Below are 24782 nucleotides of genomic sequence, written 5' to 3'. Positions count from 1 at the left end.
CTTAAGCCGGCTGGCCGGGCCCGATGTGGCAAGACCAGCCGGTTTGTTTTCCCGGTCATGCTCAAGCCTTCCCTGGGATCCGTCCCGCGAACAGGCAAAGCCAACCAAAAACCCAGCGCGCGATTAAATCGCGCAATTTGCGAAACGACTACGAACCGGAAGCTCGCCATGCCGTCCAGCACCGCCGCCTACAGCTTCGACGCCCGCGCCACGCTTGAGCGTCGCGTGCTGCCGCTGACGGCCACGCTGACGCTTTGGATCGCCCTGATCGAGGCCGCCCGCCTGGCGCTCTAAGCCGCTAGAAAAGGCTTATCGCCCTTGATCGTCACCCGCTCGACGATCCGCTCCTGGGGCCAGTAGTCCAAGATCGCGTAGTGCTGCGTAGCGCGATTGTCCCAGAACACGATGGCGTTCGGGGTCCAGCGGAAGCGGACCTGATATTCGGGCGACTTCACCCGATCCAGCAGATCATTCAGCAGCGTCTTGCCCTCGTCCTCAGGCAAACCGAGGATCCGCGTCGTGAAGACCTTGTTGACGAAGAGGTGCTTCTCGCCGGTCTCCGGGTGCGTGCGCACCACCGGATGGACCATCGGGGGATAGGCCGCCCGCAACTCCTGCCGCTTGGCCTCGTCGACGCGATAGCCGTAGCTCTGGATGATGTCGTGCTCGGCCGTCAGGGTCTCGAGCTGGTCCTTCAGCTTCTGCGGGATGTCGCGATAGATGGCGGCCGTGTCGGCGAACAGGGTGTCCCCGCCCAGCGGCGGCATGTGCCGCATGCGCAGCACGCCGCCCATCGAGGGGGCTTCGCGGAAGGTGACGTCGGTGTGCCACTTGTTGGCGGCGCGGACGATCGGGACGATCTCCTCGCGCAGCTTCATGCCGTCGGCGGCTTCGATGTGCAGGATCTCCGGGAAGCCCGGCACGTGGGCGGTGACCGGATGGCCCTCCAGGTCGCCGAAATGACGGCCGAAGCGGACGTGGTCCTCGTAGCTGATGTCCTGGTCGCGGAAGAACACCACCTTGTGGCGCAGCAGGGCCGCGCGGATGGCCGCGACGATCTCGGGCTTGAGCTCCTGGGTCAGGTCCAGGCCGGAGATCTCGGCGCCCAGCACCGGGCCCGAGGGCGTGACGGTCAGGCCGGCATAGTCGACGGCGTCGTGTTCGGAAATCGAAACAGGGGCGTTCATGGCGGTCTCCCTGGGCCGTCTGCGGCGGCCTCATGGAACGAACCTTACGACTGAACGCCGATCACTCAATCCAGATAATCTAAGTTCGGTATTCCCGCTCCTCGTACTCGAACCAGTCGAAGTCGGCCGGCGCGGCCATGCCCGAGGTGTCCTGGCAGGCCATGCCGACGAAGGCGCCGGTGAAGCCCGGCGCGCCGGGAACGGTGGCCTCGTCCGACAAGATCGAGGCGTCGAACACTTCGGGCAGCCAGGCCCAGTCCCCCGCCCCTTGCCGGAAGCCGAACCGCAGGCGCTCCAGATCGACCTCGACCCGCAGCTCGACCGGGCCGGCAGCCAGCGGGATCGGGGCGGTGAAGCTGTCGGCCGACGGGCTGTCGGGCGTGCAGGTCATGACCCGCAGGTGCTTGCCCGCATCCTCATCGTGGCTGACGTGCAGATAGTGGAACTTGGCGCCGTTGTAGTAGCAGATCAGCCCGGCGGCCTGCTGGTAGTGCGCCGGCTCGAAATCCAGCACCGTGGCGGCCGAATAGCAGTGCGCCTGCTGGCGACGGGCGACCAGGGCCTGGCGGAAGACGCTGCCCACGGTTTCCCGCCCGTACAGGCGCAAGGACCCTGGCTTGGCGGTCAGGCTGAAGATCTCGTCCGGATAGGGCGTGCGCAGCCACTGGAAGTCGATCGGCAGGTCAGGACCGTCGAAGTCCGCACGCACCGGCGCGGCGGGCCAGGGCTGCTCGGGCAGGTCGGGCGCGGGCGTCTCCAGCGTCGGGTCGCCGGAGCCGTCCAGGGTGCGGGGCCAGCCGTCCTCGCCCCAGACCAGCTTCTGGATCGCCGTCTCGCGGCCCAGGGTGCAGCGGCCGCGATTGGGCAGCGGACGGCCGCACAGATAGACGGCGTAGGTCTGGCCGTCGGCGGTCTCGACCATGTCGGCGTGGCCGGCGCGTTGCAGCGGCGCGTGCGGCCGGTCGCGGGCGGTGATGACATAGGTGTCGGGGTGCAGGTCGTACGGCCCGTCGATGCTGCGCGAGCGGGCCATGGTCATGGCGTGGCCCCAGCCGGTGCCGCCCTCGGCGGTGACCAGATAGTACCAGCCGTCGCGCTTGTAGAGGTGCGGGGCCTCGGTCAGGCCGATGGCCGTGCCCTCGAAGATCACCTTGCGCTCGCCGGCCAGCTTGCCTTCGGCGGCCGCGTATTCCTGCAGGACGATGCCGGCGAAGCGGTTCTTGCCCGGCCGGTGATCCCACAGTTGGTTGACCAGCCACTTGCGACCATCGTCGTCATGGAACAGCGACGGGTCGAAGCCGGAGCTGTTCAGATAGACCGGCTCGGACCACTCGCCGTCGATCGTGTCGGCGGTGACCAGGTAGTTGTGGAAGTCTCGCAGCGACGCGCCCGAGGCCCCGCCCACCGTGGTGCGGCCATAACGCTTCACGTCGGTATAGATCAGCCAGAACTTGCCGTCGGCATGGGTCAGGCACGGGGCCCACAGGCCGCAGCCGTCGGGATCGCCCAGCATGTTCAGCTGGCTGGCGCGGGTCAGCGGCCGGCTCAGCAGGCGCCAGTTCTTGAGGTCGCGCGAGTGGTGGATCTGCACGCCCGGGAACCACTCGAAGGTCGAGACGGCGATGTAGTAATCCTCGCCGACCCGCACGATCGACGGATCGGGATTGAAGCCGCGCAGGATGGGGTTGCGGATCACAGGCGTACTCATGCGGCAGGAAGCTGACTGACCGGCTCGGCCTTGGGCCCGATGCGGTCCTTGACGAAGGTCCAAAGGATGATGGCGCCCAGGATGTCCAGCACGCCCAGGGCGACGAAGAACGGATCATAGCCGATCGTCGTCACCAGCCCGCCGATCAGCAGCGAGAACAGCAGGACGCCCAGATTGCCCATCATGCCCGCCAGGCCCGCCACCGTGGCGACCTCGTCGCGGCGGAACAGGTCCGAGGCCATGGTGATGACGGTGACCGACAGGGTCTGGTGCGCGAAGCCGCCCAGGCACAGCAGCGCGATGGCGGCATAGGGGCTCTCGACGCGGCCGACGAACATCATGCCGGTCATCATCGCCGCGCCCACCGTGACGGCCCAGCGGCGGGCGTTGATCAGCGACACGCCGCGCTTTTGCAGGACGTGGGCAATGACCGGTCCGAACATGCAGCCGAGATCCGCGGCCACGAACGGCAGCCAGGCGAACATGGCGATCTGCTTGAGGTCAAAGCCGCGCGTCTGGGACAGGTACAGCGGCACCCAGAACGACAGCGTCCCCCAGGTGGGATCCGCAAGAAAGCGCGGCAGGGCAATGCCCCAGAACTGCTTCTGCTTCAGGATCGAGATGACCGAGGGCTTTGTCCCCGCATCGGTCAGGTGGGCTTCCTGGCCGGCGGCGATGCGCTCGCGCTCCTCGTCGGTCATCGACGGGTGCTGGTCGGGCGAGCGGTAGAAGAACAGCCACAGCACCACCCAAAAGAGGCCCAGGACCCCGGTCAGGACGAAGGCGGCGCGCCAGTTCCAGGTCAGCACGGCCCACACCACCAGCGGCGGCGCTAGCATCGAGCCGATCGACGAACCGATGTTGAAGACTCCGCCCGCGAAGCCCCGCTCCTTGGCCGGGAACCAGGTGGCGACGGTCTTCATGCCCGCCGGCTGGGCCGAGCCCTCGGCCAGACCCAGAAAGCCGCGCAGGAAAGCGAAGGCCTGCCAGTTATTGGCCAGGCCGTGGGCCATGGCGACCAGCGACCAGGCGGCGGCGAAGACGGCGAAACCGGTCCGCAGGCCCAGGGTGTCCAGCACATAGCCACAGACCGGCTGCATCATGATGCCGATCTGGAAGGCGCTGGTGATCCAGGAATATTCCTTCACCGAGATGTCGAGGTCCTTGAGGACCGTCGGCGCGGCCACGCCCATGGTGGAGCGGGTCAGGTAGTTGACGATCGCGCCCAGCATCACCAGGCCGATGATCCACCAACGCAGCGCTCTCAGCTTCGGCAAGACGGACACTCCCCCGTCGGACGTCCTTGGTCGGGGCCCGTTGGATGTTACCGCTATCGCCGATGAGGTCAGACGTCCACCCTACGAAGGTCTGATGTTGACAAGCCTAGTTTGGGTGACCTGCGCGCAGCGCCTTGGCTCGCCGGGCGGCTTGCGAACGCGCCGAAGGCGCTTTCGCGGCCTTCTTCGACTTGGCCGCGCGCGCGTCCTTTTCAGCTGCCGCGCGCTGCAGCGCCTTCACGCTGAGGTCCGCCCGCGCCTTGCAGTGGGCGTGCAGGGCTTCGAGCTCCTTGTCGGTGAGCTTCTCGATGCCCATGAACTGGTTCTCGGCGTCGGTGGTGGCGCGGATCAGCTCGTCCAGCTTGGTCTGCAGCGCGATGCCGTCTCGGTTCTGGGTGTTCTGGATCAGGAACACCATCAGGAAGGTGACGATGGTCGTGCCGGTGTTGATCACCAGCTGCCAGGTCTCGGAGAACTTGAAGAGCGGCCCGGTCACCGCCCAGATCAGCACCAGGGCGACGCACACCAGGAAAGTGGGCGGACTGCCCGTCACCCTGGCGGTGACATTGGCGAACTTGGCGAACAGCTTGTCCACGGGCGACTCCCTAAGGTCGCCTGATAACGCCTAGGCCGGGATGGAAGCTCCAGCGGACGCTTTCTCACGCAGCGCTTCACCGCCTTGGCGGCCCACTTCACCCACAAAGCGGTCTTTGCCCTCGGGCGCGGCCGCGGGCTCCCACACGAAGACGCTGACGCATTCGTGCGCCGCAGCGACCTCGGCCGCCAATTCCAGGGCGTCGAGATCGTCCTGAGCGAACTCAGCGATGAAGGTCAGGGACACGCCATCGGCGCGTCGAGGGTAGAACAGGTAAGTCGCCATCTGTTTCAAAGCTCCGCCCATCGAGCGGGAGCAAGAGCCGAGGCTCCATCTCTCAGTCATCGGCGCTCGAAGAATGATGCCGATGATAGCTAGACGCTAACACCCCAATTCGGGGATGGCGAATAAATAGCAGCGCTCATTTCAACAAATGTTAGTCGTAAACTCGACATTCATTGCCAGATACGCTCATAAACCATGGAAATACATCATGAACGGACAGCATTGTGGCGCCCGTGGTGTAAAAATATTTCTACGTCACCTATGCGACAGAGTTTTGTGAAAACTGTTGTTTTCTACGTGACTGGAATTCGCGACCCTGGTCATCACGTCGTCTACTTGTAGGACATCGTCCAGCTGATCGTGATCGGCCCACCTGCGCCTTCCGCTCCGGTGCAGCTGGTCAGCGCGGACATCGCCCCGGTCGGCGCGCGGTAGGCTTTGTCGTCGGCCAGGGCCCGCGTCGAGCAGGTCAGGCCTTCGACCTTGAAGCTGGTGACGTCACCGGTCGCGAACGTGGTCGTTCCGCCCTTGGTCGTCGCCTTGCCCGAGAAGCTGGCGAAGGCCAGGTCCACGGCCTTCACGGCCACACCAGCCTTGGGCGTGAAGACATCCGTGCGGCGGATGCGGCCGGGCTCCAGGACATAGGTCGTCTGGACGCTGAAGCGATCGTCGGCGACCGGGGCCTTGCCGCCCAGACGGTCCAGCTGGTCCTGGTCATAGGTCACGGTGGTGCGCGCGCCTTGCTCGGCCACCTTCACATGAGCCGCATAGGCCAGCGGCGCCAGTTGAGCCCCATCGGCCAGGGTGATGCGCGGCAACAGCTGCGGGAACGTCGCGTCCGCCACGCCTTGCAGCATCCCCGGCGAGAACGGGATCGGATAGTAGGGCGTGTTCTGGTGCTGGCCGTCGCCGCCATTGATGATCGGCAGGCCGATGACACGGCCTTTGTCGCGGATCGTCACCACGAGCCGGTCGTTCTTGCCCCGGGCGAACCAGGTCACCGTGCGCTTGGGCAGCCTGTCCAGCCACGCTGCATAGCCAGGATCGGGCGCCTTGTCCTTGAAGCCCAGCTCGTTCCAGATCGCGCTGGTATAGATGTACTGCCGGCCCAAGCTGAGGTTCTCGCCCAGGATCCGGTGCTTGCCGCGATAGGCGTCCGTGCGCCGGCCGTGATCCCACAGGTTCACCGAGCCCATCTTCGGGTCGAACCAGAAGTCCATGTAGCGGGCAGCGACGCGCGATGAGAACGCGTAGCCCATGACCTTCTCTTCCGGCGCCAGCACATCCAGCTTGGCCGCGGCGGTCAGCACTTCCAGGAAGGCCGTCTCGCCATAGGTCCCGATACTGCGGCCATATTCGAAGCCCTCGCCGCGCAGGTTCAGGCGCGGCAGCATCAGGTCGACCGAGCGGCGCAGCCACTGGCGCACCTCCGGCGTGGCGGGCATGCCGGCCTCGATCAGGCGGTGGCTGATCTCGCCGATCAGCAGGACGGAATAGCGGTCGAAGCGCCCCTCACCGTCGGTCTCGTCGGCGAAGCCGTATTCGCCGGAATATTTGCGGTAGTGGTCCAGGGTCTTGCCCAACAGGGCCTCGCTGGCCGAGGCGTCCTCCCAGCCCAGGCGATAGCGCAGCCGCGCCACGCTGAAGGCGACGCCGTAATAGTTGTTGGGCAGGTTGATCAGGGTCAGGTCGTCGGTGCGCACGAAGCGGCGCCAGTCCAGCTTGGCCTTCAGCTTGGCCAGGGCTTCCGGCGAGACCGCCTGCTCCAGCAGCCTGGCCTCCTTCAGCATCAGCAGCGCCTGGCAGTAGTAGTAGATGCCCCAGGTGTCGTTCGTATCGTCGACGGTCATGTCGGCGATCTGGCGATAGGCGGCCAGATATTCGGCGAACTTGGGATCGGTGCTCGGCGTGTCGACGATCAGATAGGCCAGGCCGATGGCGATCTTGCCGGGCAGGAACTTGTCGTCGGCCTCGAACACCTTGACCCCGTCCAGGGTCATGTCGCGCTTTTCGGCCAGCAGCTTGTGCAGCAGGACGGCGGTCTGGGGCAGCAGCCGCTGCTCCACCGTCTGGTTCATCGGCGCGACCGCGCCGGCATAGATCGGACCGCGCTGTGCGGCGACGGGCGTAGCGAAGGCCAAGGCCGTCAGGAACAGGGCAGTACGCAGTCGCATCGATAGCTCGTCGGCGGCAAATTTGGCATGACCAATCTTGCCGCCGACGAGGAGTTGTCAAGCCAATTTGGCTTTACCAGTTGAACATCGTCCCGTCTTCCAGGCGGTTCACCGGCAGGTAGGCGCGCCTGTACTCGTGCTTCGAGGCCAGCGCTTCGTCGATGTCGACGCCCAGGCCCGGCTTGTCGCCCGGATGCAGCATGCCGTCCTTGAAGGTGTAGGCATGCGGGAAGACGGCGTCCGTCTCCGGCGTGTGGCGCATATATTCCTGCAGGCCGAAGTTGGGGATCGCCATGCCCAGATGCAGGGCCGCGGCCATGGTCACCGGCGACAGGTCGGTGGCGCCGTGGCAGCCGGTCTTGACGTGGTGCAGGTCGGCGAAGGCGGCGATCTTCTTCAGGTTGGTGATGCCGCCGGCGTGCAGGACCGTGGCGCGCAGATAGTCGATCAGCTGCTCCTCGATCAGGGTCTTGCAGTCCCAGATATTCGAGAAGATCTCGCCCACCGCCAGCGGCGTGGTGGTGTGCTGGCGGATCAGGCGGAAGCCGGCCTGGTTCTCGGCGGGGACCGAGTCCTCCAGCCAGAACAGGCGATAGGGCTCCAGATCCTTGCCCAGGCGCGCGGCCTCGATCGGGGTCAGGCGGTGGTGGACATCGTGCAGCAGGTGCACGTCCCAGCCCAGCACTTCACGCGCCTTGGCGAACAGCTGCGGGGCGTGGGCCAGGTACTTGGAGGTCGACCAGACGTTCTCAGTCGGCAAGTTCCCGTCGGCCGGCTCGTAGAACATCTTGTCGCCCGAGACGCCGTAGGTGCTGGCCAGGCCAGGCACGCCGGTCTGCAGGCGGATGGCCTTGTAGCCCATGGCCTTGTACTTCACGGCCTCGGCGATGGTGTCCTCGATGGTCTCGCCGTTGGCGTGGCCATAGACGGTGACGCCGACCCGGCTGGCGCCGCCCAGCAGCTGGTACAGCGGCAGGTTGGCGACCTTGGCCTTGATGTCCCACAGCGCCATGTCGACGGCGGCCAGGGCGCTCATGCCCACGGGGCCGCCACGCCAGTACGAACCGCGATAGAAGAACTGCCAGGTGTCCTCGATCTGGTGCGCGTCGCGACCGATCAGGCACGGAATCATGTGATCTTTCAGATAACTGACCACTGCCAGTTCGCGGCCGTTCAGGGTCGCGTCGCCGACGCCGGTGGTGCCGTCCTCGGTCGTGATCTTCAGAGTCACGAAATTGCGGCCGGGGCAGGTGACGATGACCTTCGCGTCGATGATCTTAAGCATGGACCTAATGAGCTAAGCGGAACCGTAAAGTGGCCTGACCACTTCTACAGACATATGTGGCAAGATGCTAGTGGTCTTGCCACTTAGGTCGAATGTGTGCGCTGTAGCGCCGTCGCAGCCCTTGCAATAGGCTGCGCGGAGCCCGACGCAGCGTCGGATGGATAGTAGACGATGACCACGACGACGGCCGAAACCCGCAAGCTTTACCAACAGGTCGCCAACTCGATCGCCGGCGCGATTCGGGATGGCGTGCACCGTCCTGGCCAGCGGCTGCCGTCGGAACGCGATCTGGCTGAAGACTACAAGGTCAGCCGCCCCACCGTGCGCGAGGCGATGATCGCTCTCGAAATCCGCGGCCTGGTCGAGGCCCGCCACGGCTCGGGCGTCTATGTCACCGAGGCCCCGCGCCCCGAGAGCCCCGAGCCCGACCTCGACATCGGCGCCTTCGAGCTGACCGAGGCCCGCCGCCTGATCGAGGGCGAAGTCGCCGCCCTGGCCGCCGCCACCATCACCGAGGACGAACTGGCCGAGCTGGCCGGCATCCTCGACGACATGGTCGTGGAGAACGACAACAACGTGAAGGGCGATCGCGCCGACCGCCGTTTCCACGTGACCATCGCCCGCGCCAGCCGCAACAGCGCCCTGGTCACCGTCGTCGAGAACCTGTGGGACCTGCGCTACAAGTCCCCGCTGTGCCGCGCCATGCTGGAACGCGCCCGCCAGGTCGGCGTGCGCCCCCGCATCGACGACCACCAGGAGATCCTGATGGCCCTGCGCGAACGCAACCCCGCCGGCGCCCGCAACGCCATGCGCGAACACCTGGGCCGGGTGATCGACAACCTGCTGACGGCGACCGAGATCGACGCCCTGGAGCAGGCGCGCAACGAGGTCGCCGCGCGGCGGACCGAGCTGGCCCGCCGCTCGGCGATCTAGCCCTCAATCGCCATCTTCTTCTGACGCTCCAGTTCCAGCGCGCTCGGCTCGGCCAGGGCGAAAGAGCCAGTCTCGACCGCGCCTGCCCGCGCATAGCGGCTGACGACTACGCCCGAGGGTGAAGCCTTGCTGTCCATCAGGCGGAACGCGCGGGAAGCCGCACCGCCCTGGAACAGCCGCTTGCCTTGCCCCAGCACGACCGGGAAGGTCAGGGTGTGCAGCTCGTCGACCAGGTCACTGGCGAACAGAGCCTGCAGGAAGTCGGCCGAGCCTTGGGTCAGCAGGTCGGGGCCCTCGCCGGCCTTCACACGCTTCAACTCAACGACCGGATCGACGCCCAGCCAGCGGCTGTTCTGCCAGGTCAGCTTGAAGCCGGGATCGCGGGTGGCGACGAACTTGGTCGCCTTGTCGAACACCGAGCCGATCGGGTCGCCCACCTCAACGAACGGCCAGTGGGCGGCGAAGATCTCGTAGGTCTTGCGGCCCAGCACCAGGTCGAACGGTCGATCGAACATCCCGCCAATCGCCTGGCCGGTTTCCTCGTCGAACAGCGGGGCGGTCCAGCCGCCCAGCGCGAAGCCGCCGGTCGGATCCTCGGTCGGACCACCCGGCGCCTGCATGACGCCGTCCAGACTGACGAAGGCGGCGACGATCAGCTTTCTCATGTCTGTTCTCCCTGAGTGACACCCAAGGAACGAGGGGCCGCCGGCGCTCCCGACAGCCGCTCCGAACTTTATTTCTTGTACGGCGCGACCGTCAGGCGGCTCTGCGGCGCCGGGACCTGCCTCGCGATCTGGTCGGCCTTGGCCGCCAAGCCCGCGTCGCCGTAGGCCCAGGCGGCCAGGTCGTAGAGATCCAGGGCCTCGCGGGTCGCGCCCTCGGGCTTGAATTCCTTGTAGGGGAAGGCCGCCTCGTTGCCGACGAACTGGGCCAGGTAGCCGAAGGCGGCGCGGATCCCCTGCCCCTTCGGTCCCGTATAGCCCCATAGGTCGACGCCGACGCAGGGACCCAGCTCGGCCATGCCGACCAGCGGCTCCAGGGCGAAGTAGCTGTAGTGCAGCCCCCGGGTGCGCGCGAGCTCCTCGGGCAGCTTGCCGTCGGCCTCGACCTGCGGGTCGATGCGACCCTTGCCGACGCTGGCCAGCACGTCCTTGGCCAGGTCCGGCTGGCGGGCGAACAGGGCGAAGGTGGCCAGCTGGTAATCGTACCAGATGCCGTGGTTGTTCTTGGCCGCGCGCTCTTCCTTGCCGGTCGGGGCTGTCTGCATCCAGCGGGCGTAGTCGCCGAACCAGGCCTCTAGGCCCTTCTGTTCTGCGGCGGTCAGCGTCTTGGCCGGGGCCAGGACGCCGATCGACTCGACCACCCGCAGCAGGCGGAAGGTGTCCAGCACGCCCTCGGCGCGGCCCAGCGTGCGACCGGGCACGCCCTGGGCATAGGTCATCGACGGGTTCATCCGCGTCGCCGGGTCCAGGAACCAGACACGCAGCAGTTGGGCGGCCTTGGTCGCGTACTCGGCCTTGCCGGTGAAGTAGTAGGCCAGCGACAGGGCCTCGACCGCATTGCTCATGGCGTCCATGCGCCCGGCGTCGAAGGCCTCGGTGTTGCGCTCGGGGTTCACCTCGCCGTCCTTGCGGATGTAGGGCTCGCCGTTCGGCTTGGCGGGATCGGGCCACCAGTACGGGCCCATCGAGATGTAGTCGTGCTTGTCGCCGCTGGGCGGGGTGCGGGTCTTTTCGGTGACGGCAAAGGCGGGGCCGGCCAGCGCCTTGTCGGCGCGGGCGATCAGGGCCTGGTAGGCTGGGGCCAGGGCGGGGTCGGCGAGGTTGGCCTTGGCGGCCTGCAGCCACTGCGGTTTCCAGCGGAAGGTGCGGCGACCATCGAAGGCGGCGGCGTAGCCGTCGTCGGCCTTGCACACGGCGCCGGGCGCGGCCAGCGCCGGGGCGGCGACCAGCGTGGTGGCCAGGCCGGCGGCGAGCGCCAAGGCGCGGATCGAAGCGGAAATCATGGGCCCCTCCGTGGGAACTAGGGCGCGCACCTTAGCGTGGTCGTTCCCGGGCGCAAGGATTGGCCTGACCAGATTGGTAAGCCCTATTCCGCGAAAATTGTCTGGCCTTGGCCGGATCGGTAAGACAACCTCCGATGATCGACAGCGCCCGCGAGAGGCGCGGAAAACGAACTTCGAGGGGAGACTACGATGCGCGCTATGGTCGCCGCCGCCTTGGCCTGCCTGGCTTTCAGCACGTCCAGCGCCCTCGCCGCGCCTGCGCCATCAGCGCCGCCCGCGACCATCGACCTGCCCTCTTCCGCCCTGACCCTGGGCCGCGCCGTCGCCGACTGGCAGCTGTGGCGCATGGACGGCCAGTTCGACTATGTGAAGACCCACAAGCCCGGCACGCAGAACCCGCGCGGCTGGATCCAGGGGGCCTTCTATGTCGGCCTGAGCGCCTTCGCCGAGCGGACCGGCGACCTGACCTATGCGGGCGCGATCTGGAACCATGGCGAGGAAGAAGGCTGGGGCCTGGGCAAGCGCCCGCTGCACGCCGACGACCACGTGATCGCCCAGGCCTGGCTGTGGTTCTACGCCCGCGACCACAACCCTGCTGAAATCGCGCCGGTGAAGGCCCGCTTCGACGCCATCCTGGCCGATCCACCCAAGGCGGACCTCAAGTTCATCGACGGGACCGAGCAGCAGCCCTGCCAGGCCCGCTGGTGCTGGAGCGACGCGCTGTTCATGGCTCCACCAACCTGGACGGCCCTGTCGGCGGCGACCAGGGACCCGCGCTACGCCGCCTACGGGGCCAAGGAGTTCTGGGCCAGCACCGACTACCTGCTGGACAAGGACGAGAGCCTCTATTTCCGCGACAGCCGCTATTTCGACCGCCGCGACGACCAGGGCCGCAAGATCTTCTGGAGCCGCGGCAACGGCTGGGCCTATGCCGGCATCGTCAACATCCTGAAGGCCCTGCCCGCCAACCATCCCGAGCGGCCGCGCTACGTCGCCCTGTTCCGCAAGATGTCGGCCCGGCTGGTCGCGCTGCAGAAGCCCGACGGCTACTGGTCGGTGTCGCTGCTGGCGCCCGAGCACAGCCCACCCGAAAGCAGCGGCACCGGCTTCTTCGTCTATGGCCTGGCCTGGGGCGTGAACCAGGGCCTGCTGAAGGATCCGAAATACGCCCGCTCGGCGCGGCTGGGCTGGTCGGCCCTGGCCCGCGCGGTGCAGCCGGACGGCAAGCTGGGCTGGGTGCAGCAGGTCGGCTACGCGCCCGACCATGTCGAGGCCGGCGACACCCAACTCTACGGATCCGGGGCCTTCCTGCTGGCCGCGTCAGAGGTCTCGCGCGGCCGTTTCTAGGCCCGCGCGCGCATCGTCATGCGTGGTTTTGGGTAAGCTCGCCCTTGCCGATACGAACATTGTTATTCAATAGAACCAACTATTCGAATCTCACGATGCACAACATTTAAACCTTCACCGTTCTGCGAACGATGTAATTTCAGTTATGTTCCGTGACCATCGTTATAGATTTCTGCATCGTTTCAAATTCGAGATCATAAAGACTTATTCACGCCTCATTTGATTTGTGACGTTGCCTTAAAGAGACAGCTTCAAGACAAACCCATTACATCTTGAAGCGTGCGATTGACCACCTCGGTCCGCGAGTCCTAAGCCGCCGCCCAACCGCCGGATCGTGGCGGGAAACAAAATCTTACATCGGGCTGTAAGGACGCCGGCGCTCGCGCCGACGAGGGCGGCCCGGAAGGATCGACAATGAAGTATCAGATTACCCGGGGTCGGTTGCTCGCCACCTCGATGATCGTCGGTGTGGCCACCCTGGCCGGTTTCGCCGCGAACGCTCAGACCGCCGCCGCTCCGGCCGCTCCTGAAGACAACTCGGTCGAGGCCGTCGTCGTCACCGGCTCGCTGCTGCGCCGCACCGACACCGCGACCCCGTCGCCGGTCACCGTCCAGACCCAGGAACAGCTCAAGGCCCAGGGCATCACTACGGTGGCCGACGCCATCCGCAGCCTGTCGGCCGACAATTCGGGCTCGGTCCCGGCCGCCTTTGGCAACGGCTTCGCCGCCGGCTCGACCGGCGTCGCCCTGCGCGGCCTGACGGTCAACTCGACCCTGGTCGTGACCGACGGCCTGCGTAACGCGTCGTATCCGCTGGCCGATGACGGCCAACGCAGCTTCGTCGACCTGAACTCGATCCCGTTCAACGCGGTCGATCGTATCGAGACCCTGAAGGACGGCGCCTCGTCGCTGTACGGCGCCGACGCCATCGGCGGCGTAGTCAACATCATCATGAAGTCGAACTACCAGGGCATGGGCGCGGATCTGTCGATCGGCACGTCCCAGCACGGTGGCGGCGACCAGTATCGCTTCAACGGCGACGTCGGCTACGGCGACCTGGATAGCGACAAGTACAACGTCTATTTCGACGTCGAGTACCAGCTGGACAAGCGCATCCGCATCGACCAGCGCGGCTATCCGTTCAACACCTTCGACCTGACGGGCATCCCGGGCGGCACGAACGACAATCCGGGCGCCGGCGGCAGCACCTTCTATGGCCAGATCAAGCGCGCCACGATGGGCACGCCCGGCGACATCTCGACCGGCGTCGCGCTGGACGGCGAGTTGTGGCAGCCGCTGCGCACCTGCGCCAGCGACTCCCCGCTGACCACCTCGGCCGGCGGTTCGTACTGCGCCCAGAACACCGCCCTGTTCGGCGATGTGCAGCCCAAGCAAGAGCGCGTCGCCGCCTATGGCCGCTTCACGGTCAAGCCGAACGACAACTTCCAGGCCTATCTGTCGACCAGCTTCGTGCAGTCCAAGACCTCGACCACCGGCGCCCCGCGCACGATCTCGTCGTCGACGCCGCACAACCTGTCGAACATCGTCCTGCCGGCCCTGCTGTCGAACGGCCAGCTGAACCCGAACAACCCGTTCGCGGCGCAAGGCTATGATGCGCTGATCCGCTACCGCTTCAGCGACATCGCCAACTCGGCCAACTACACCAACCGCATGCTGCGCCTGGTGGGCGGCGTGGAAGGCTCGGCGGCCGACTGGAACTACAAGGCCAATGTCGTGATCGCCCACGGCTGGCTGGAAAGCGCCAACTACGGCTTCATCAGCTACAACGCCCTGATGGATGCCGTGAAGAACGGCACGTACAACTTCATCGACCCGTCGAAGAACAGCCAGGCCGTTCGCGACACGCTCGCGCCGGTCCTGGCCAAGACCTCGACCAGCGACCTGGACTCGGTCAACTTCCAGGCCTCGCGCGACGTCTTCAACCTGCCGGGCGGCCCCGCTCAGCTGGGTGTCGGCGGCGAGTTCCGCTACGAAGCCGTCAACGACCCGGCCCTGAACCCGGTCAACGACGCCCAAGGCCTGGGCAACGCCCGCACCATCGGCAACCGCACCGTCGCTTCGGCCTTCGCCGAGCTGGGCATGCCGGTTCTGGACAACCTCGAAGTCAACGTCTCGGGTCGCTACGACCACTATTCGGACTTCGGCGGCAACCTGTCTCCGAAGATCGGCGTGAAGTACACGCCCATCCAGACGGTCGCCCTGCGCGCCACCGTCTCGAAGGGCTTCCGCGCCCCGTCGTTCTCGGAATCGGGTGACTCGGCCAGCCAGGGCTTCACGAACTTCTCGTTCGCGAACTATCCCGACTTCATCGCGGCCCACGGCGGCAGCGAGTACACCAAGACCTACTCGCTCTCGAACATCACCGCGGCCAACCCGGACCTGAAGCCGGAGAAGTCGACCAGCTACACCGTCGGCGCGGTGTGGGCCCCGACCCGCTCGTTCAGCATCTCGCTGGACTACTACCACATCAAGAAGAACGACGTGATCGCGCAAGCCTCGTCGGGTGACGCCATCGCCGCCTATTACGCCGGCGAAGCCATCCCGGCCGGCTTCGTGGTGACCCCGGATCTGGCCGACCCGGACGCCCCGAACGCCCTGCCGCGCATCCTGTCGATCTCGTCGCCGTACATCAACGCTGACTCCCTGCGGACCAGCGGCATGGACCTGAACATCCAGAACACGATGTACCTGCCGGCCGACATCAAGTGGACCAGCAACCTGGACGCCACCGTCCTGTTCGACTTCAAGTACACGCAAGGCGGCACGACGTATAACTACGTCGGCAAGCAGGCGCCGTACGTGCTGTCGTCGGGCGCCGGCACGCCCAAGTACCGCGCCTCGTGGAGCAACACCTTCAAGCGCGGTCCGCTCACCACCACGGGCACCCTGAACTACGTCAGCGGCCTGCGCTCGATCGACGAAAGCTATGTCGGCGACCAGACCTGCCTCTACGGCGACGCCGACTTCAAGTGCCATACGAAGGACTTCATCAGCGTCGATCTGACGGGCGGCTACGACGTCAACGAGCACACGACGGTCTATGCCGACGTGCTGAACCTGTTCGACGTGGGCCCAATGTTCAACCCGGCCAACTACGCCGCGGTGAACTGGAACCCGACCTATTCGCAGTCGGGCGCCGTGGGCCGTTACTTCCGCGTGGGCGTTCGCCTGAAGTACTAGGCGCCATGCGAAAGCTATCTCGCGTACGGACCGCGTGAGTAGGGTCCGATGAGATGGAAGGGGGTCGCCTGAAAGGGCGGCCCCTTTTTCTTGGGCCGTTAAAAAATGGGCTGATCCGTCCGTTGCCGCAGGTGCGGAAACGCCGTCTGCTTACGTCAGTCTAGGGAGGAGCTGACGCGCCAATGCGTCCGCCAAGGGCTTACGGGGTTGGATATGACGCGTAGCGGAGCGATGGCCGGTGCGGCCTTGGGCGTGGTGCTGGCTTTCAGCGCGATCGGAGCGGCCGGCGCCGCCGACATCGCCACCCCGGAAAAGGCCTTCGCCCAGCCGGTCGGCAGCGACTATTTCCTGGCCGACTACACCGCCTACGAGGCCTATCTGAAGACCCTGGCCGGCCAGTCCGACCGCATGAAGCTGGTCGACATCGGCAAGACCGAGGAAGGCCGCACCCAGTGGATGGCGATCGTCTCCTCGCCCGCCAACCTGGCCAAGCTGGACGACTACAAGGCCATCGCCCGCAAGCTGGCCAAAGCCGAGGGCGTGTCCAAGGACGAAGCCACGAAGCTGGCCGCGCAAGGCAAGGCGATCGTCTGGATCGATGCGGGCCTGCACGCCAACGAGACCATCACCACCCAGGGCCAGATCCAGGTCCTGTACCGGATGCTGAGCCAGAACGATCCCGAGACGCTGCGGATGCTGGACGACTGCATCATCCTGTTCGCGCAGGACAATCCGGATGGTCTGGAGATGATCGCGGACTGGTACATGCGTAACCAGGACCCGAAGAAGCGCGAGTTCGCCTCGCTGCCGCGCCTGTACCACAAGTACATCGGCCACGATAACAACCGCGACAGCTTCATGTCGTCGATGGCCGAGACGACCAACGTCAACAAGCAGCTGTTCCGCGAGTGGTATCCGCAGATCGTCTACAACCAGCACCAGACCGGCCCCAACGGCATGGTGGTGTTCGTGCCGCCGTTCCGCGACCCGTTCAACTTCAACTACGACCCGCTGGTCATGACCGAGCTGCAGGAAGTCGGCATGGCCATGCACAGCCGCCTGGTGGCCGAGGACAAGCAGGGCTCGGGCGCCCGTAGCGCCGCCCCCTACTCCACCTGGCACAACGGCATGGAGCGGTCGGTCGCCTACTTCCACAACTCGATCGGCCTCTTGACCGAGATCATCGGCGGCCCGACCCCGACCACGGTCAATCTGGTGCCCGAGCTGCAGCTGCCCAGCAACGACCGCCCCGCCCCCATCGCCCCGCGTGAATGGCGCCTGCAGGACTCGCTGGACTACCAGTGGACCATGAACCGCGCGGTGATCGACTACGCCTCGCGCAACAAGGAGCGCCTGCTCTTCAACATCTGGAAGATGGGCGACAACAGCATCCAGCGCGGCGGCAAGGACAGCTGGACGATGACCCCGACCAAGGTCGACGAGCTGACCGCCGCCGGCAAGGGCAAGCCCGGTCCGTTCGGCCAGGCGGTCGATCCGACGCTTTACAAGTCGGTGATCCAGACGCCGCAGAGCCGCGACGCCCGCGCCTATGTCATCCCGGCCGACCAGGCGGACATGCCGACCGTGGTCGCCTTCCTGAACGCCCTGATCAAGACCGGCGTCGACGTGGACAAGGCGACCAAGGCCTTCACGATCGGGGCTAAGACCTATCCCGCCGGCTCCTATGTCGTGCGCACGGCCCAGGCCTATCGCCCGCACGTGCTGGACATGTTCGAGCCGCAAGACCACCCGCACGATCTGGAATATCCGGGCGGCCCGCCCAAGGCCCCGTATGACGTCACCGGCTACACCCTGGCCTACCAGATGGGCATCAAGTTCGACCGCATCCTGGACGGCTTCGAGGCTCCCACGGCGCGCGTGCCCGACCTGATCGCCGTGGCGCCGGGCTCGGTGAAGGGTTCGGGCGGCGCGGGTTGGCTGGTCAGCCATGAGACCAACGCCAGCTTCACCCTGACCAACCGCCTGCTGAAGGCCGGCGCGCCGGTGTTCTGGCTCAAGGACGGCGCCAAGGCCGGCAAGACCGCCTTCGGTCCCGGCGCGATCTGGATCCCCGCCTCGCCCGCCGCCAAGGCGGTGATCGCCCAAGGGGTGAAGGATCTCGGGATCGACGCCTATGCGGTCGGCGGCAAGCCCTCCGGCGCGACCATCGCCCTGAAGCCCGTCCGCATCGGCCTGGTGGACGTCTATGGCGGCTCGATGCCCTCGGGCTGGAACCGCTGGATGCTGGAGAAGTTCGAGGCCCCCTTCACGGTGGTCTATCCGCAGCGCCTGGACGCCGGCGACATCGCCAAGGACTACGACGTCCTGGTCTTCCCCGACGGCGTGGTCCCCGCCCCGGCCGACGGTCCGTTCAAGGCCGGCCGCCCCTCGACCCAGCCCAAGCCGGAAGACATCCCGGCCGAGTACCGCGCCTGGCTGGGCCGCGTCAGCGACGAGAAGACTCTTCCCCAGATCGCCGACTTCGTGAAGGGCGGCGGCACGGTGGTCGCCATCGGCGCCTCGACCCGCCTGGCCACGGCCCTGGGCGCGCCGGTTGAAGTCGCCACCGCCAAGCTGGAAGACGGTAAGCTCAAGGCCCTGACCAACCGCGAACTCTACATTCCCGGCTCGGTGCTGCGCGCCAAAGTCGATCCGAAGCAGCCCCTGGCCTATGGCGCCGGCAGCGACGTCGACGTCTTCTTCGACCGCAGCCCGGCCTTCACCGTGAAGCCCGACGTGAAGGGCGTGTCGCGCGTGGCCTGGTTCGAGACCGACAAGCCCCTGCGCAGCGGCTGGGCCGTCGGCCAGGACAGGCTGAAGGGCTCGACCGCCATGCTCGACATCGACATCGGCAAGGGCAAGGTCTTCGCCTTCGGGCCGGAGATCACCCAGCGGGCCCAGTCGTGGGGAACCTTCAAGTTCCTGTTCAACGGCCTGCTGTACGGGCCGGCGGTCAGCGGCAAGTAGCCGTCAGCCGTCGTAGTCGCACCGGCGGTCGGGGTCCTTCCAGGTCAGGGTTTCGAAGCCCTTGTCCGTGATCACGACCGACCGGACCATCTGGGTGCGCCTGTCCTTCAGGCTGAAGGCGGGCGTGATCCACAGCACGCCGCACTCGACCGGCGCCTCGGCGGCGGATCGGGTGAGGCCCAGGGTCGCCAGCACCCGCTCGCTGGCCACGCCGCCCCGGGGACTGCGCTCGACGGCCTCGCTCCGGGCGACCAGATAGTCATCGCCGCGCGTCAGGACGAAGACGCAGCAGGTCGAGACCTCGGTCGTCACACCGCCGGCCGTCGCGCGCGCCGGGAACAGGGCGCCCGAGAACCGCCGCCAGCCGGCCACGGGCTCGTCCGCGCCGCTGGCGATGACCTGGCCGACGGCGACCGGCGCCGGTGGACCGGCCAGGACGCTCGGCGCCCAGAGCGACAGGCCCACGCCCGCCAACACCGCTCCCAGACCCACGCGCATGCCGCCCTCGCCCGCTCAACCTTAAGGAAACTTATCGGCGGCCCTTCGGCTTCCCGCAAGAGGCCGCGCCAAACGAAAATCGGCGCCGAGGGGGCAGCCCCGGCGCCGATGGATCGCGTCCCGTGAGGCTTCACAGGTGGGGGAGGAAACCCCTCAAGGCGCGATCGCCTCGGCTCCCGGACGACGCGGATCCGCGCCGCCCAGATAGAGGCCATTGTCGATCATGATCGACTGGGCGGAGCCCATGGTCTCGTCCGAGGTTATCGGGTGGCCCATCGCCTTGAGCAGGGCCACCGTATCTGGATTGAAGTTGGGCTCGACGCGCAGGGTGTCGCTGGCGTCCTGGAAGATGCGCGGCTGGTGCGTCGCTTCGGCTACGTTCAGCTTGAAGTCCACCGCGTTGACGATGACCTGCAGCACCGTGTCGATGATCGTGCTGCCGCCCGGCGTGCCGGTGATCAACCACGGCTTGCCGTCCTTGAAGATCATGGTCGGCATCATGGTCGACAGCACCCGCTTGCCCGACTGCAGGGCATTAGGCGGCAGCGGCTTGCCGTCGCGTTGCGCCCGCCACGCGGCCGCGTGCGAGTAGTTGTTCATCTGGTTGTTCAGCACGAAGCCCGCGCCGGCCACCATCACGCCCGAGCCGAAGTCCGCGCCTAGGGTGAAGGTGTTGGAGACCGCGTTGCCGTCGGCGTCGGCCACCGAGAAGTGGGTGGTGTTGTGGCTCTCGAACGCCCACGGATCGCCGGCGCCCAGGTCCTTGGCCGGGGTGGCCTTGTCCGGATCGATCAGCTTGGCGCGCTCGACGCCATAGGCCTTGGACGTGAAGCCCTGCAGCGGGACCTTCACGAAGTCGGTGTCGCCCAGGTACTTGTAACGGTCGGCATAGGCCAGCTTCATGGCCTCGGCCTGCAGGTGCAGGGTCTTGGCCGAGCCGGGACCAGAGGCCTTCAGGTCGAAGGTCTCCAGGATGTTCAGCATCTCGAGCAGGGTGGCCCCGCCGGCGCTGGCGGGCGGCGAGGTCATCACCGTCAGGCCGCGATAGGCGCCAACCAGCGGCTGGCGGATCGCCGGCTTGTAGGCGGCCAGGTCCTCGGCGGTGATCAGGCCGCCATGGGCTTTCATGTCCGCGGCGAAGCGCTGGGCGATCTCGCCCTTGTAGAAGGCGTCCGCGCCCTTGTCGGCGATCTGGCGCAGGGACCAGGCCAGGTCGGGCTGCTTCAGGGTCTCGCCGGCGCGATAGAGCTCGCCGCCGGGCTTGTAGAACGCCGCCTTGCCCGCCTCGCTCTCGGATAGCCGCTGCTTGCCCCAGCTGAATACGAAGGCTTCGTCCGGCGACAGCACCACGCCGTCATGGGCCAGCCTGAAGGCCGGTTCGACCAACGCCTTCCACGGCAGTTTTCCGTACTTCTGGTGGGCCAGGTACAGGCCAGCGACGGTGCCCGGCACGGTCGGCGCGCGGTAGCCATTGGAGGCGACGTCGTCGATCTCCTTGCCCTTCGCGTCGACGAAGGTCTCGAGCCTGGCCGCCTTGGCCGCCACACCGCGATAGTCGATGAAAATCGTCTCGTTCGTCTTGGCGATGTGGACCAGCATGAAGCCGTCGCCGCCGATATTGCCGGCGCGCGGCAGGGTGACGGCCAGGGCGAAGGCGGTGGCGACCGCCGCGTCCACGGCGTTGCCGCCCTGGCGCAGGATCTCGACGCCGACCTTGGTGGCGATGGCGTTCTGGCTGACGACCATGCCCTTCTCACCCACCACCGGCGAGTGGATGCTGGGATATTCCAGCAGCTGCTTCTTCTGCGCGAAGGCCGGGGTCGCGGCGATCGGCGTCAGCAGCAGGGCCAGGACCGAGGCGGTCGTCGTCAGCAGGCGGAACGGTTTCAAGGCGAGCCTCGCACGCGAAAACGGGGCGGCCCGAAGGCCGCCCCGCTGGGGGTGATGTTCTAGAACTTCTTGGACAGGTTCATGTACCAGTAGCGGCCCGTGGCGTTGTGCAGGGCGCCCAGGTAGCCGAAGTTCGACGAGGCGATCGGCGGATCCTTGTCGAACACGTTGCGCGCGCCGATGCGGATGGTCGAGCCGTCGAAGATCCCGTCCTTGAAGGCATACTGGCCGTACAGGCTGACCGTGGTCCAGTCCTTGACCGGGAAGTACTGGCCGTTCACCTGGGCCGGGCCGGTGTCGTAGACCTCGCCGACATACTGCACGAAGGCGCCCGCGCCCCAGCCGTTGTAGCGCCAGGTCAGGTTGGCCGTGCCGCGGAACTCGGGGAAGCCGTCCATCTTGATCTGGTTGCCGGCCGACGAGATCGTCAGGCCCGGCAGCTCGCCGGCGGCGACGGCGGCCTGAAGCAGCGACTCCACCGGGCTGGGCGCCTGGTCGTACTTGAGCAGCTTGGCGACATTGACCGAGAAGCCGAAGTCGCCCCAGCGGGTGTCGTCCAGATCGTAGTCGAGGCTGAAGTCGACGCCCTGCACCATGCGCGGCTGCAGGTTCTGGTAGGTGTCGTTGATGAAGGCGATGTTGCCCACGGTGGCCGAGCCGACCGGCGCCTCGCGCACGACGTTCGGGTTCGAAGAGCCGTGCAGGCGCAGATAGTAGTCCAACGCGATGGCGTTGTAGCCGCCCACCACGCCGATGACGCCCTTCTCGCGGATCGACCAGAAGTCGGTCGTCAGGGTCAGCTTGCCGAATTCACGCGGGATGAAGGCCGGCTGGTAGACGAAGCCGACCGTGGCGTTGTCGGCCTGTTCCGGCTGCAGGTCCTTGTTGCCGCTGCGCGACTCGATGGTGCTGATGCTGGTGCAGGTCGTGCCGTTGATGCGGCAGGCGCCGTAGTCGATGCGGCTGTTCGAGACCGTCGCGCCGTCGCTGTAGAACTGCGGCAGGTTCGGCGCGCGGAAGCTCTGCGAGACCGAGCCGCGCAGGGCCAGGCCATAGCCGACCTTCCAGTAGATCGCGCCCTTGGGCTTGTAGACGCTGCCGAAGTCCGAATAGTCCTCGCCGCGCGCGGCGATCTGCAGGCTGATTTCCTCGACCAGCGGGATGTTCATCTCGGGCGAGATGATCGGCACCGCCAGCTCGAAGAAGGCCGACTTGACCGAGCGGCTGCCGTGCACGTCCGGCGAGCCCGAGGCGCCCAGCACGTCGGTGCCGTAGGTCACGCCGGTGACGCTGTTGGTGTACTTGATCTTGCCGTCCAGGCGATCGTCGCGGTCGTCGTCATAGGTCTCGCGGCGCCACTCGACGCCGGCGGCGACGCCGACATCGCCGCCGGGCAGACGGAAGAGGTCCTTCTTGGAGACCTTGAAGTCGGCCAGGGCCAGCGAGGTCTCGCTGATCCGATAGACGTTGATCAGGAACGAATTGATCGTCGCGCGGTCGTTCGGCGTGGCGTCGCCGATCGAATAGTTGTCCAGGCTGCCGCCGTTGAACGGGTTGTAGGCCGTGGCGTCGGTGCGGTTCAGCGCCTGCTGGAACAGGGTGTTGCTGATCGCATTGTGCGTCATGTCCTTGGTGCGGGCCTTGGAATACAGCAGCGCCGAATCCCACTTCCAGCCGGCGAACGAGCCCTTCAACCCGCCCAGCAGGCGGTAGCTGTCGTCCGTCACCGTGTAGGTGCGCGGGCCGGTGTCGACCGGACGGTAGGTGGTGATGTTCATCGCAAGGCCGGTGGTCGGAACGCCGGTCAGGCCGGCGATGCGGTTCGGGCTGGTCGTCGGGCCGAAGGGGTTCCAGTAGGCGTTGGCCGCGATGGTGATCGGGGCGGTGGTCAGCGGCGCCGACTGCTCGCGGCTGCCGGTGAACAGGGCGTGGTAGTAGCCCGCTTCGCCATAGGCGGTGATGTCGCCGAAGTCGTGCTCGACGGTCGAGAAGAAATTGGTCCGCTCGACACCGCCACGCAGGGTGCGGTCGGGGTTTTCGTCATAACGCAGCGCGCGATCGGTCGTGCCGGTGATGGTGCCCGACTTGATGCAGAGATTGCCGGTCAGCACCGTGCTGGAGCAGCCGGCGGCCGTGTTGCTGGTCGGCTCGATATGGAACACGCCCGAGGTCGTCAGGGCGGTCGTCCCCTGGCGAACCACCGTCGTCGAGGGGATCAGGGTGAACGAGCCCCAGGGGCTGGCGGTCGAGCGGCTGTCGAAGGTGGTGTTGTCCACCCACGGGGTGTCGGCGATCTGCCCGCGGTGATCCTCGCTGGCGGCGTAGTCGCGCTCGGTCGCCATCAGGCGGCTGCGGCCGGTGTAGTTGCCGAAGAAGGTCAGGCGCGTGCCGTCTTCCAGGCACGTGCCCGCCTTCACATTGACCGAGCCTTCGCGATAGCCCGTGCCTTCCGAGCCGCCGAACTGGGTCTCGATCTTCAAGCCGCGAAACTTGGTGTCGAGCACGGTGTTGACCACGCCCGCCACGGCGTCGGTGCCGTAGATGGCAGCGGCGCCGTCGCGCAGGACCTCGATGCGCTTGACGCCCGCGACCGGGAACGAGTTGGTGTTGACGGTCTGGACCGGCACCAGGTTCTCGGTCTGGCTGCCCGGCGCCAGCACGGCGCGGCGGCCGTTCAGCAGGGCCAGGGTGTTGCCGGTGCCGAGGCTGCGCAGGTTCAGCGAGGCCACGTCGCCGCGCGCGTCGTTCAGGTTGCCGGTGGTGCGAGCTTCCTGGAACTGCACGTCGCCGGCCTGGGGGATCGAGCGGAACAGCTCGTCGCCCGACACCGCGCCGGTGGCGACGATCTCGTTCTCGCCGACGACCGTCACCGGCAGGGCTTCGGTGGTGCGGGCGCCTTCGATCTGCGAGCCGACCACGATGACGGCTTCGACGACCTGGGCCTCTTCACTCGTCGCGCCGGCCCCCGCGCTCTGGAACTGGGGGGATTGAGCCTGGGGGACATCGGCCGGGGCCTGGCGCAGCGTGATGGTCTTGCCGTCGTCCGAGGCGACGACCAGGCCAGCGGCCTTGGCCAGGCGGGCCAGGGCGTCGGCGTCGGCCACGTCGCCGGTCACCGCCGGGGTGCGCTTGCCGCTGGCGGCCTCGAACGGGAACAGCACCTGCTTGCCCGACTGCTTGGCAAAGGTCTGCAGCGCATTCACCGCGTCGCCGGCCGGGATGTTGAAGCTGTGACGGGCTTCCTGGGCCAGGGCCGGACCGGCCAGGACCAGGACGGCGGCGGACGCCAGCAGGAAGCCGCGAACCGTACGGCGACGCGTGTCGATCGACATTGGTATTGGTAACCCCTCGGGGCGCCATCCATCCCCATGGGAAGACGCCTTCACCTCACCGACGATGATGGCTCAAACTTCCGCCATCGGGACGCGAA

17 protein-coding genes are annotated in these 24782 nt (G+C 66.7%); 5 read left to right on the top strand and 12 right to left on the bottom strand.

The window, feature by feature from the left end; all coding sequences use genetic code 11:
- Positions 1-168: 168 nt before the first annotated feature.
- The gene (locus tag AC1RR5_RS09035; RefSeq protein ID WP_492920982.1) at positions 169-294 is read left to right on the top strand and encodes a hypothetical protein; all 126 of its coding nucleotides are present in this window, start codon (positions 169-171) and stop codon (positions 292-294) included.
- Here AC1RR5_RS09035 and AC1RR5_RS09030 read toward each other — a convergent pair.
- From AC1RR5_RS09030 to manD, 7 genes are all read right to left on the bottom strand, one after another.
- Positions 291-1187 (bottom strand): TauD/TfdA dioxygenase family protein, encoded by an 897-nt coding sequence (locus tag AC1RR5_RS09030; RefSeq protein WP_492920980.1) that lies wholly within the window; start codon positions 1185-1187, stop codon positions 291-293. The genes AC1RR5_RS09035 and AC1RR5_RS09030 overlap by 4 nt on opposite strands.
- A 79-nt stretch (positions 1188-1266) precedes the next feature.
- The gene (locus AC1RR5_RS09025) at positions 1267-2895 is read right to left on the bottom strand and encodes a glycoside hydrolase family 43 protein (protein WP_492920979.1); all 1629 of its coding nucleotides are present in this window, start codon (positions 2893-2895) and stop codon (positions 1267-1269) included.
- Positions 2892-4127, bottom strand: a complete 1236-nt coding sequence (locus tag AC1RR5_RS09020) for an MFS transporter (protein WP_492921333.1) — start codon at positions 4125-4127, stop codon at positions 2892-2894. Before AC1RR5_RS09020 ends, AC1RR5_RS09025 begins: the two co-directional genes overlap by 4 nt.
- Positions 4128-4278: 151 nt before the next feature.
- A complete protein-coding gene (locus AC1RR5_RS09015) occupies positions 4279-4767 on the bottom strand; it encodes a low affinity iron permease family protein (RefSeq protein ID WP_492920978.1) in 489 nt (162 codons plus the stop codon).
- Positions 4768-4797: 30 nt separating this feature from the next.
- Positions 4798-5052, bottom strand: a complete 255-nt coding sequence (locus AC1RR5_RS09010; RefSeq protein WP_492920977.1) for a hypothetical protein — start codon at positions 5050-5052, stop codon at positions 4798-4800.
- A 332-nt stretch (positions 5053-5384) separates the two neighbouring features.
- Complete coding sequence (locus tag AC1RR5_RS09005) at positions 5385-7226, bottom strand: hypothetical protein (RefSeq protein WP_492920976.1); 1842 nt, start codon at positions 7224-7226, stop codon at positions 5385-5387.
- Positions 7227-7299: 73 nt separating this feature from the next.
- Complete coding sequence (manD, locus tag AC1RR5_RS09000; protein WP_492920975.1) at positions 7300-8511, bottom strand: D-mannonate dehydratase ManD; 1212 nt, start codon at positions 8509-8511, stop codon at positions 7300-7302.
- A 171-nt stretch (positions 8512-8682) separates the two neighbouring features.
- On the opposite strand from manD, the gene AC1RR5_RS08995 reads away from it, so the two are divergent.
- The gene (locus AC1RR5_RS08995; protein WP_492920974.1) at positions 8683-9444 is read left to right on the top strand and encodes a FadR/GntR family transcriptional regulator; all 762 of its coding nucleotides are present in this window, start codon (positions 8683-8685) and stop codon (positions 9442-9444) included.
- On the opposite strand, the gene AC1RR5_RS08990 is transcribed toward AC1RR5_RS08995, so the two are convergent.
- Together AC1RR5_RS08990 and AC1RR5_RS08985 are read right to left on the bottom strand one after the other, a co-directional pair.
- Positions 9441-10109, bottom strand: coding sequence for a dihydrofolate reductase family protein (locus tag AC1RR5_RS08990; protein ID WP_492920973.1), 669 nt, complete (start codon positions 10107-10109; stop codon positions 9441-9443). The two genes, AC1RR5_RS08995 and AC1RR5_RS08990, sit on opposite strands and share 4 nt — an antisense overlap.
- A gap of 68 nt (positions 10110-10177) precedes the next feature.
- The gene (locus tag AC1RR5_RS08985; protein ID WP_492920972.1) at positions 10178-11449 is read right to left on the bottom strand and encodes an alginate lyase family protein; all 1272 of its coding nucleotides are present in this window, start codon (positions 11447-11449) and stop codon (positions 10178-10180) included.
- A 189-nt stretch (positions 11450-11638) separates the two neighbouring features.
- Between AC1RR5_RS08985 and AC1RR5_RS08980 the strand changes: the two genes are divergently transcribed.
- The 3 genes from AC1RR5_RS08980 (at position 11639) to AC1RR5_RS08970 (ending at position 18964) form a co-directional block, all read left to right on the top strand.
- Positions 11639-12796, top strand: coding sequence for a glycoside hydrolase family 88/105 protein (locus AC1RR5_RS08980; protein WP_492920971.1), 1158 nt, complete (start codon positions 11639-11641; stop codon positions 12794-12796).
- Between the two features lie 414 nt (positions 12797-13210).
- Complete coding sequence (locus tag AC1RR5_RS08975; protein WP_492920970.1) at positions 13211-15997, top strand: TonB-dependent receptor; 2787 nt, start codon at positions 13211-13213, stop codon at positions 15995-15997.
- A 213-nt stretch (positions 15998-16210) separates the two neighbouring features.
- Positions 16211-18964, top strand: coding sequence for a M14 family metallopeptidase (locus tag AC1RR5_RS08970; protein WP_492920969.1), 2754 nt, complete (start codon positions 16211-16213; stop codon positions 18962-18964).
- 3 nt (positions 18965-18967) lie between these two features.
- Here the strand turns inward: AC1RR5_RS08970 and AC1RR5_RS08965 are convergent, their stop codons facing one another.
- The 3 genes from AC1RR5_RS08965 to AC1RR5_RS08955 form a co-directional block, all read right to left on the bottom strand.
- Entirely contained in the window at positions 18968-19462 is a 495-nt protein-coding gene (locus AC1RR5_RS08965; protein WP_492920967.1) for a hypothetical protein, read from the bottom strand.
- Between the two features lie 153 nt (positions 19463-19615).
- Positions 19616-21352: a gamma-glutamyltransferase gene (gene ggt, locus AC1RR5_RS08960; protein WP_492920966.1), complete on the bottom strand. Its 1737-nt coding sequence runs from the start codon at positions 21350-21352 to the stop codon at positions 19616-19618.
- A gap of 59 nt (positions 21353-21411) precedes the next feature.
- A complete protein-coding gene (locus AC1RR5_RS08955) occupies positions 21412-24684 on the bottom strand; it encodes a TonB-dependent receptor domain-containing protein (RefSeq protein ID WP_492920965.1) in 3273 nt (1090 codons plus the stop codon).
- Between the last annotated feature and the right edge of the window lie 98 nt (positions 24685-24782).

The sequence above is a fragment of the Caulobacter sp. GW821-FHT11E11 genome (assembly GCF_058808315.1).
The sequence above is the reverse complement of the archived record's forward strand: the minus strand, read 5'-3'. Positions and strand labels throughout refer to the sequence as shown.

Bases quoted from the DNA above. Each gene is read 5' to 3' on its own strand.
- AC1RR5_RS09005 (WP_492920976.1), bottom strand. From the start codon at position 7,226: ATGCGACTGCGTACTGCCCTGTTCCTGACGGCCTTGGCCTTCGCTACG.
- AC1RR5_RS08980 (WP_492920971.1), top strand. From the start codon at position 11,639: ATGCGCGCTATGGTCGCCGCCGCCTTGGCCTGCCTGGCTTTCAGCACG.
- AC1RR5_RS08955 (WP_492920965.1), bottom strand. From the start codon at position 24,684: ATGTCGATCGACACGCGTCGCCGTACGGTTCGCGGCTTCCTGCTGGCG.
- AC1RR5_RS08985 (WP_492920972.1), bottom strand. From the start codon at position 11,449: ATGATTTCCGCTTCGATCCGCGCCTTGGCGCTCGCCGCCGGCCTGGCC.
- AC1RR5_RS08965 (WP_492920967.1), bottom strand. From the start codon at position 19,462: ATGCGCGTGGGTCTGGGAGCGGTGTTGGCGGGCGTGGGCCTGTCGCTC.
- AC1RR5_RS08995 (WP_492920974.1), top strand. From the start codon at position 8,683: ATGACCACGACGACGGCCGAAACCCGCAAGCTTTACCAACAGGTCGCC.
- AC1RR5_RS09035 (WP_492920982.1), top strand. From the start codon at position 169: ATGCCGTCCAGCACCGCCGCCTACAGCTTCGACGCCCGCGCCACGCTT.
- AC1RR5_RS08990 (WP_492920973.1), bottom strand. From the start codon at position 10,109: ATGAGAAAGCTGATCGTCGCCGCCTTCGTCAGTCTGGACGGCGTCATG.
- AC1RR5_RS08970 (WP_492920969.1), top strand. From the start codon at position 16,211: ATGACGCGTAGCGGAGCGATGGCCGGTGCGGCCTTGGGCGTGGTGCTG.
- AC1RR5_RS09025 (WP_492920979.1), bottom strand. From the start codon at position 2,895: ATGAGTACGCCTGTGATCCGCAACCCCATCCTGCGCGGCTTCAATCCC.
- AC1RR5_RS09030 (WP_492920980.1), bottom strand. From the start codon at position 1,187: ATGAACGCCCCTGTTTCGATTTCCGAACACGACGCCGTCGACTATGCC.
- AC1RR5_RS09020 (WP_492921333.1), bottom strand. From the start codon at position 4,127: ATGCTGGGCGCGATCGTCAACTACCTGACCCGCTCCACCATGGGCGTG.
- manD (WP_492920975.1), bottom strand. From the start codon at position 8,511: ATGCTTAAGATCATCGACGCGAAGGTCATCGTCACCTGCCCCGGCCGC.
- AC1RR5_RS09010 (WP_492920977.1), bottom strand. From the start codon at position 5,052: ATGGCGACTTACCTGTTCTACCCTCGACGCGCCGATGGCGTGTCCCTG.
- AC1RR5_RS08975 (WP_492920970.1), top strand. From the start codon at position 13,211: ATGAAGTATCAGATTACCCGGGGTCGGTTGCTCGCCACCTCGATGATC.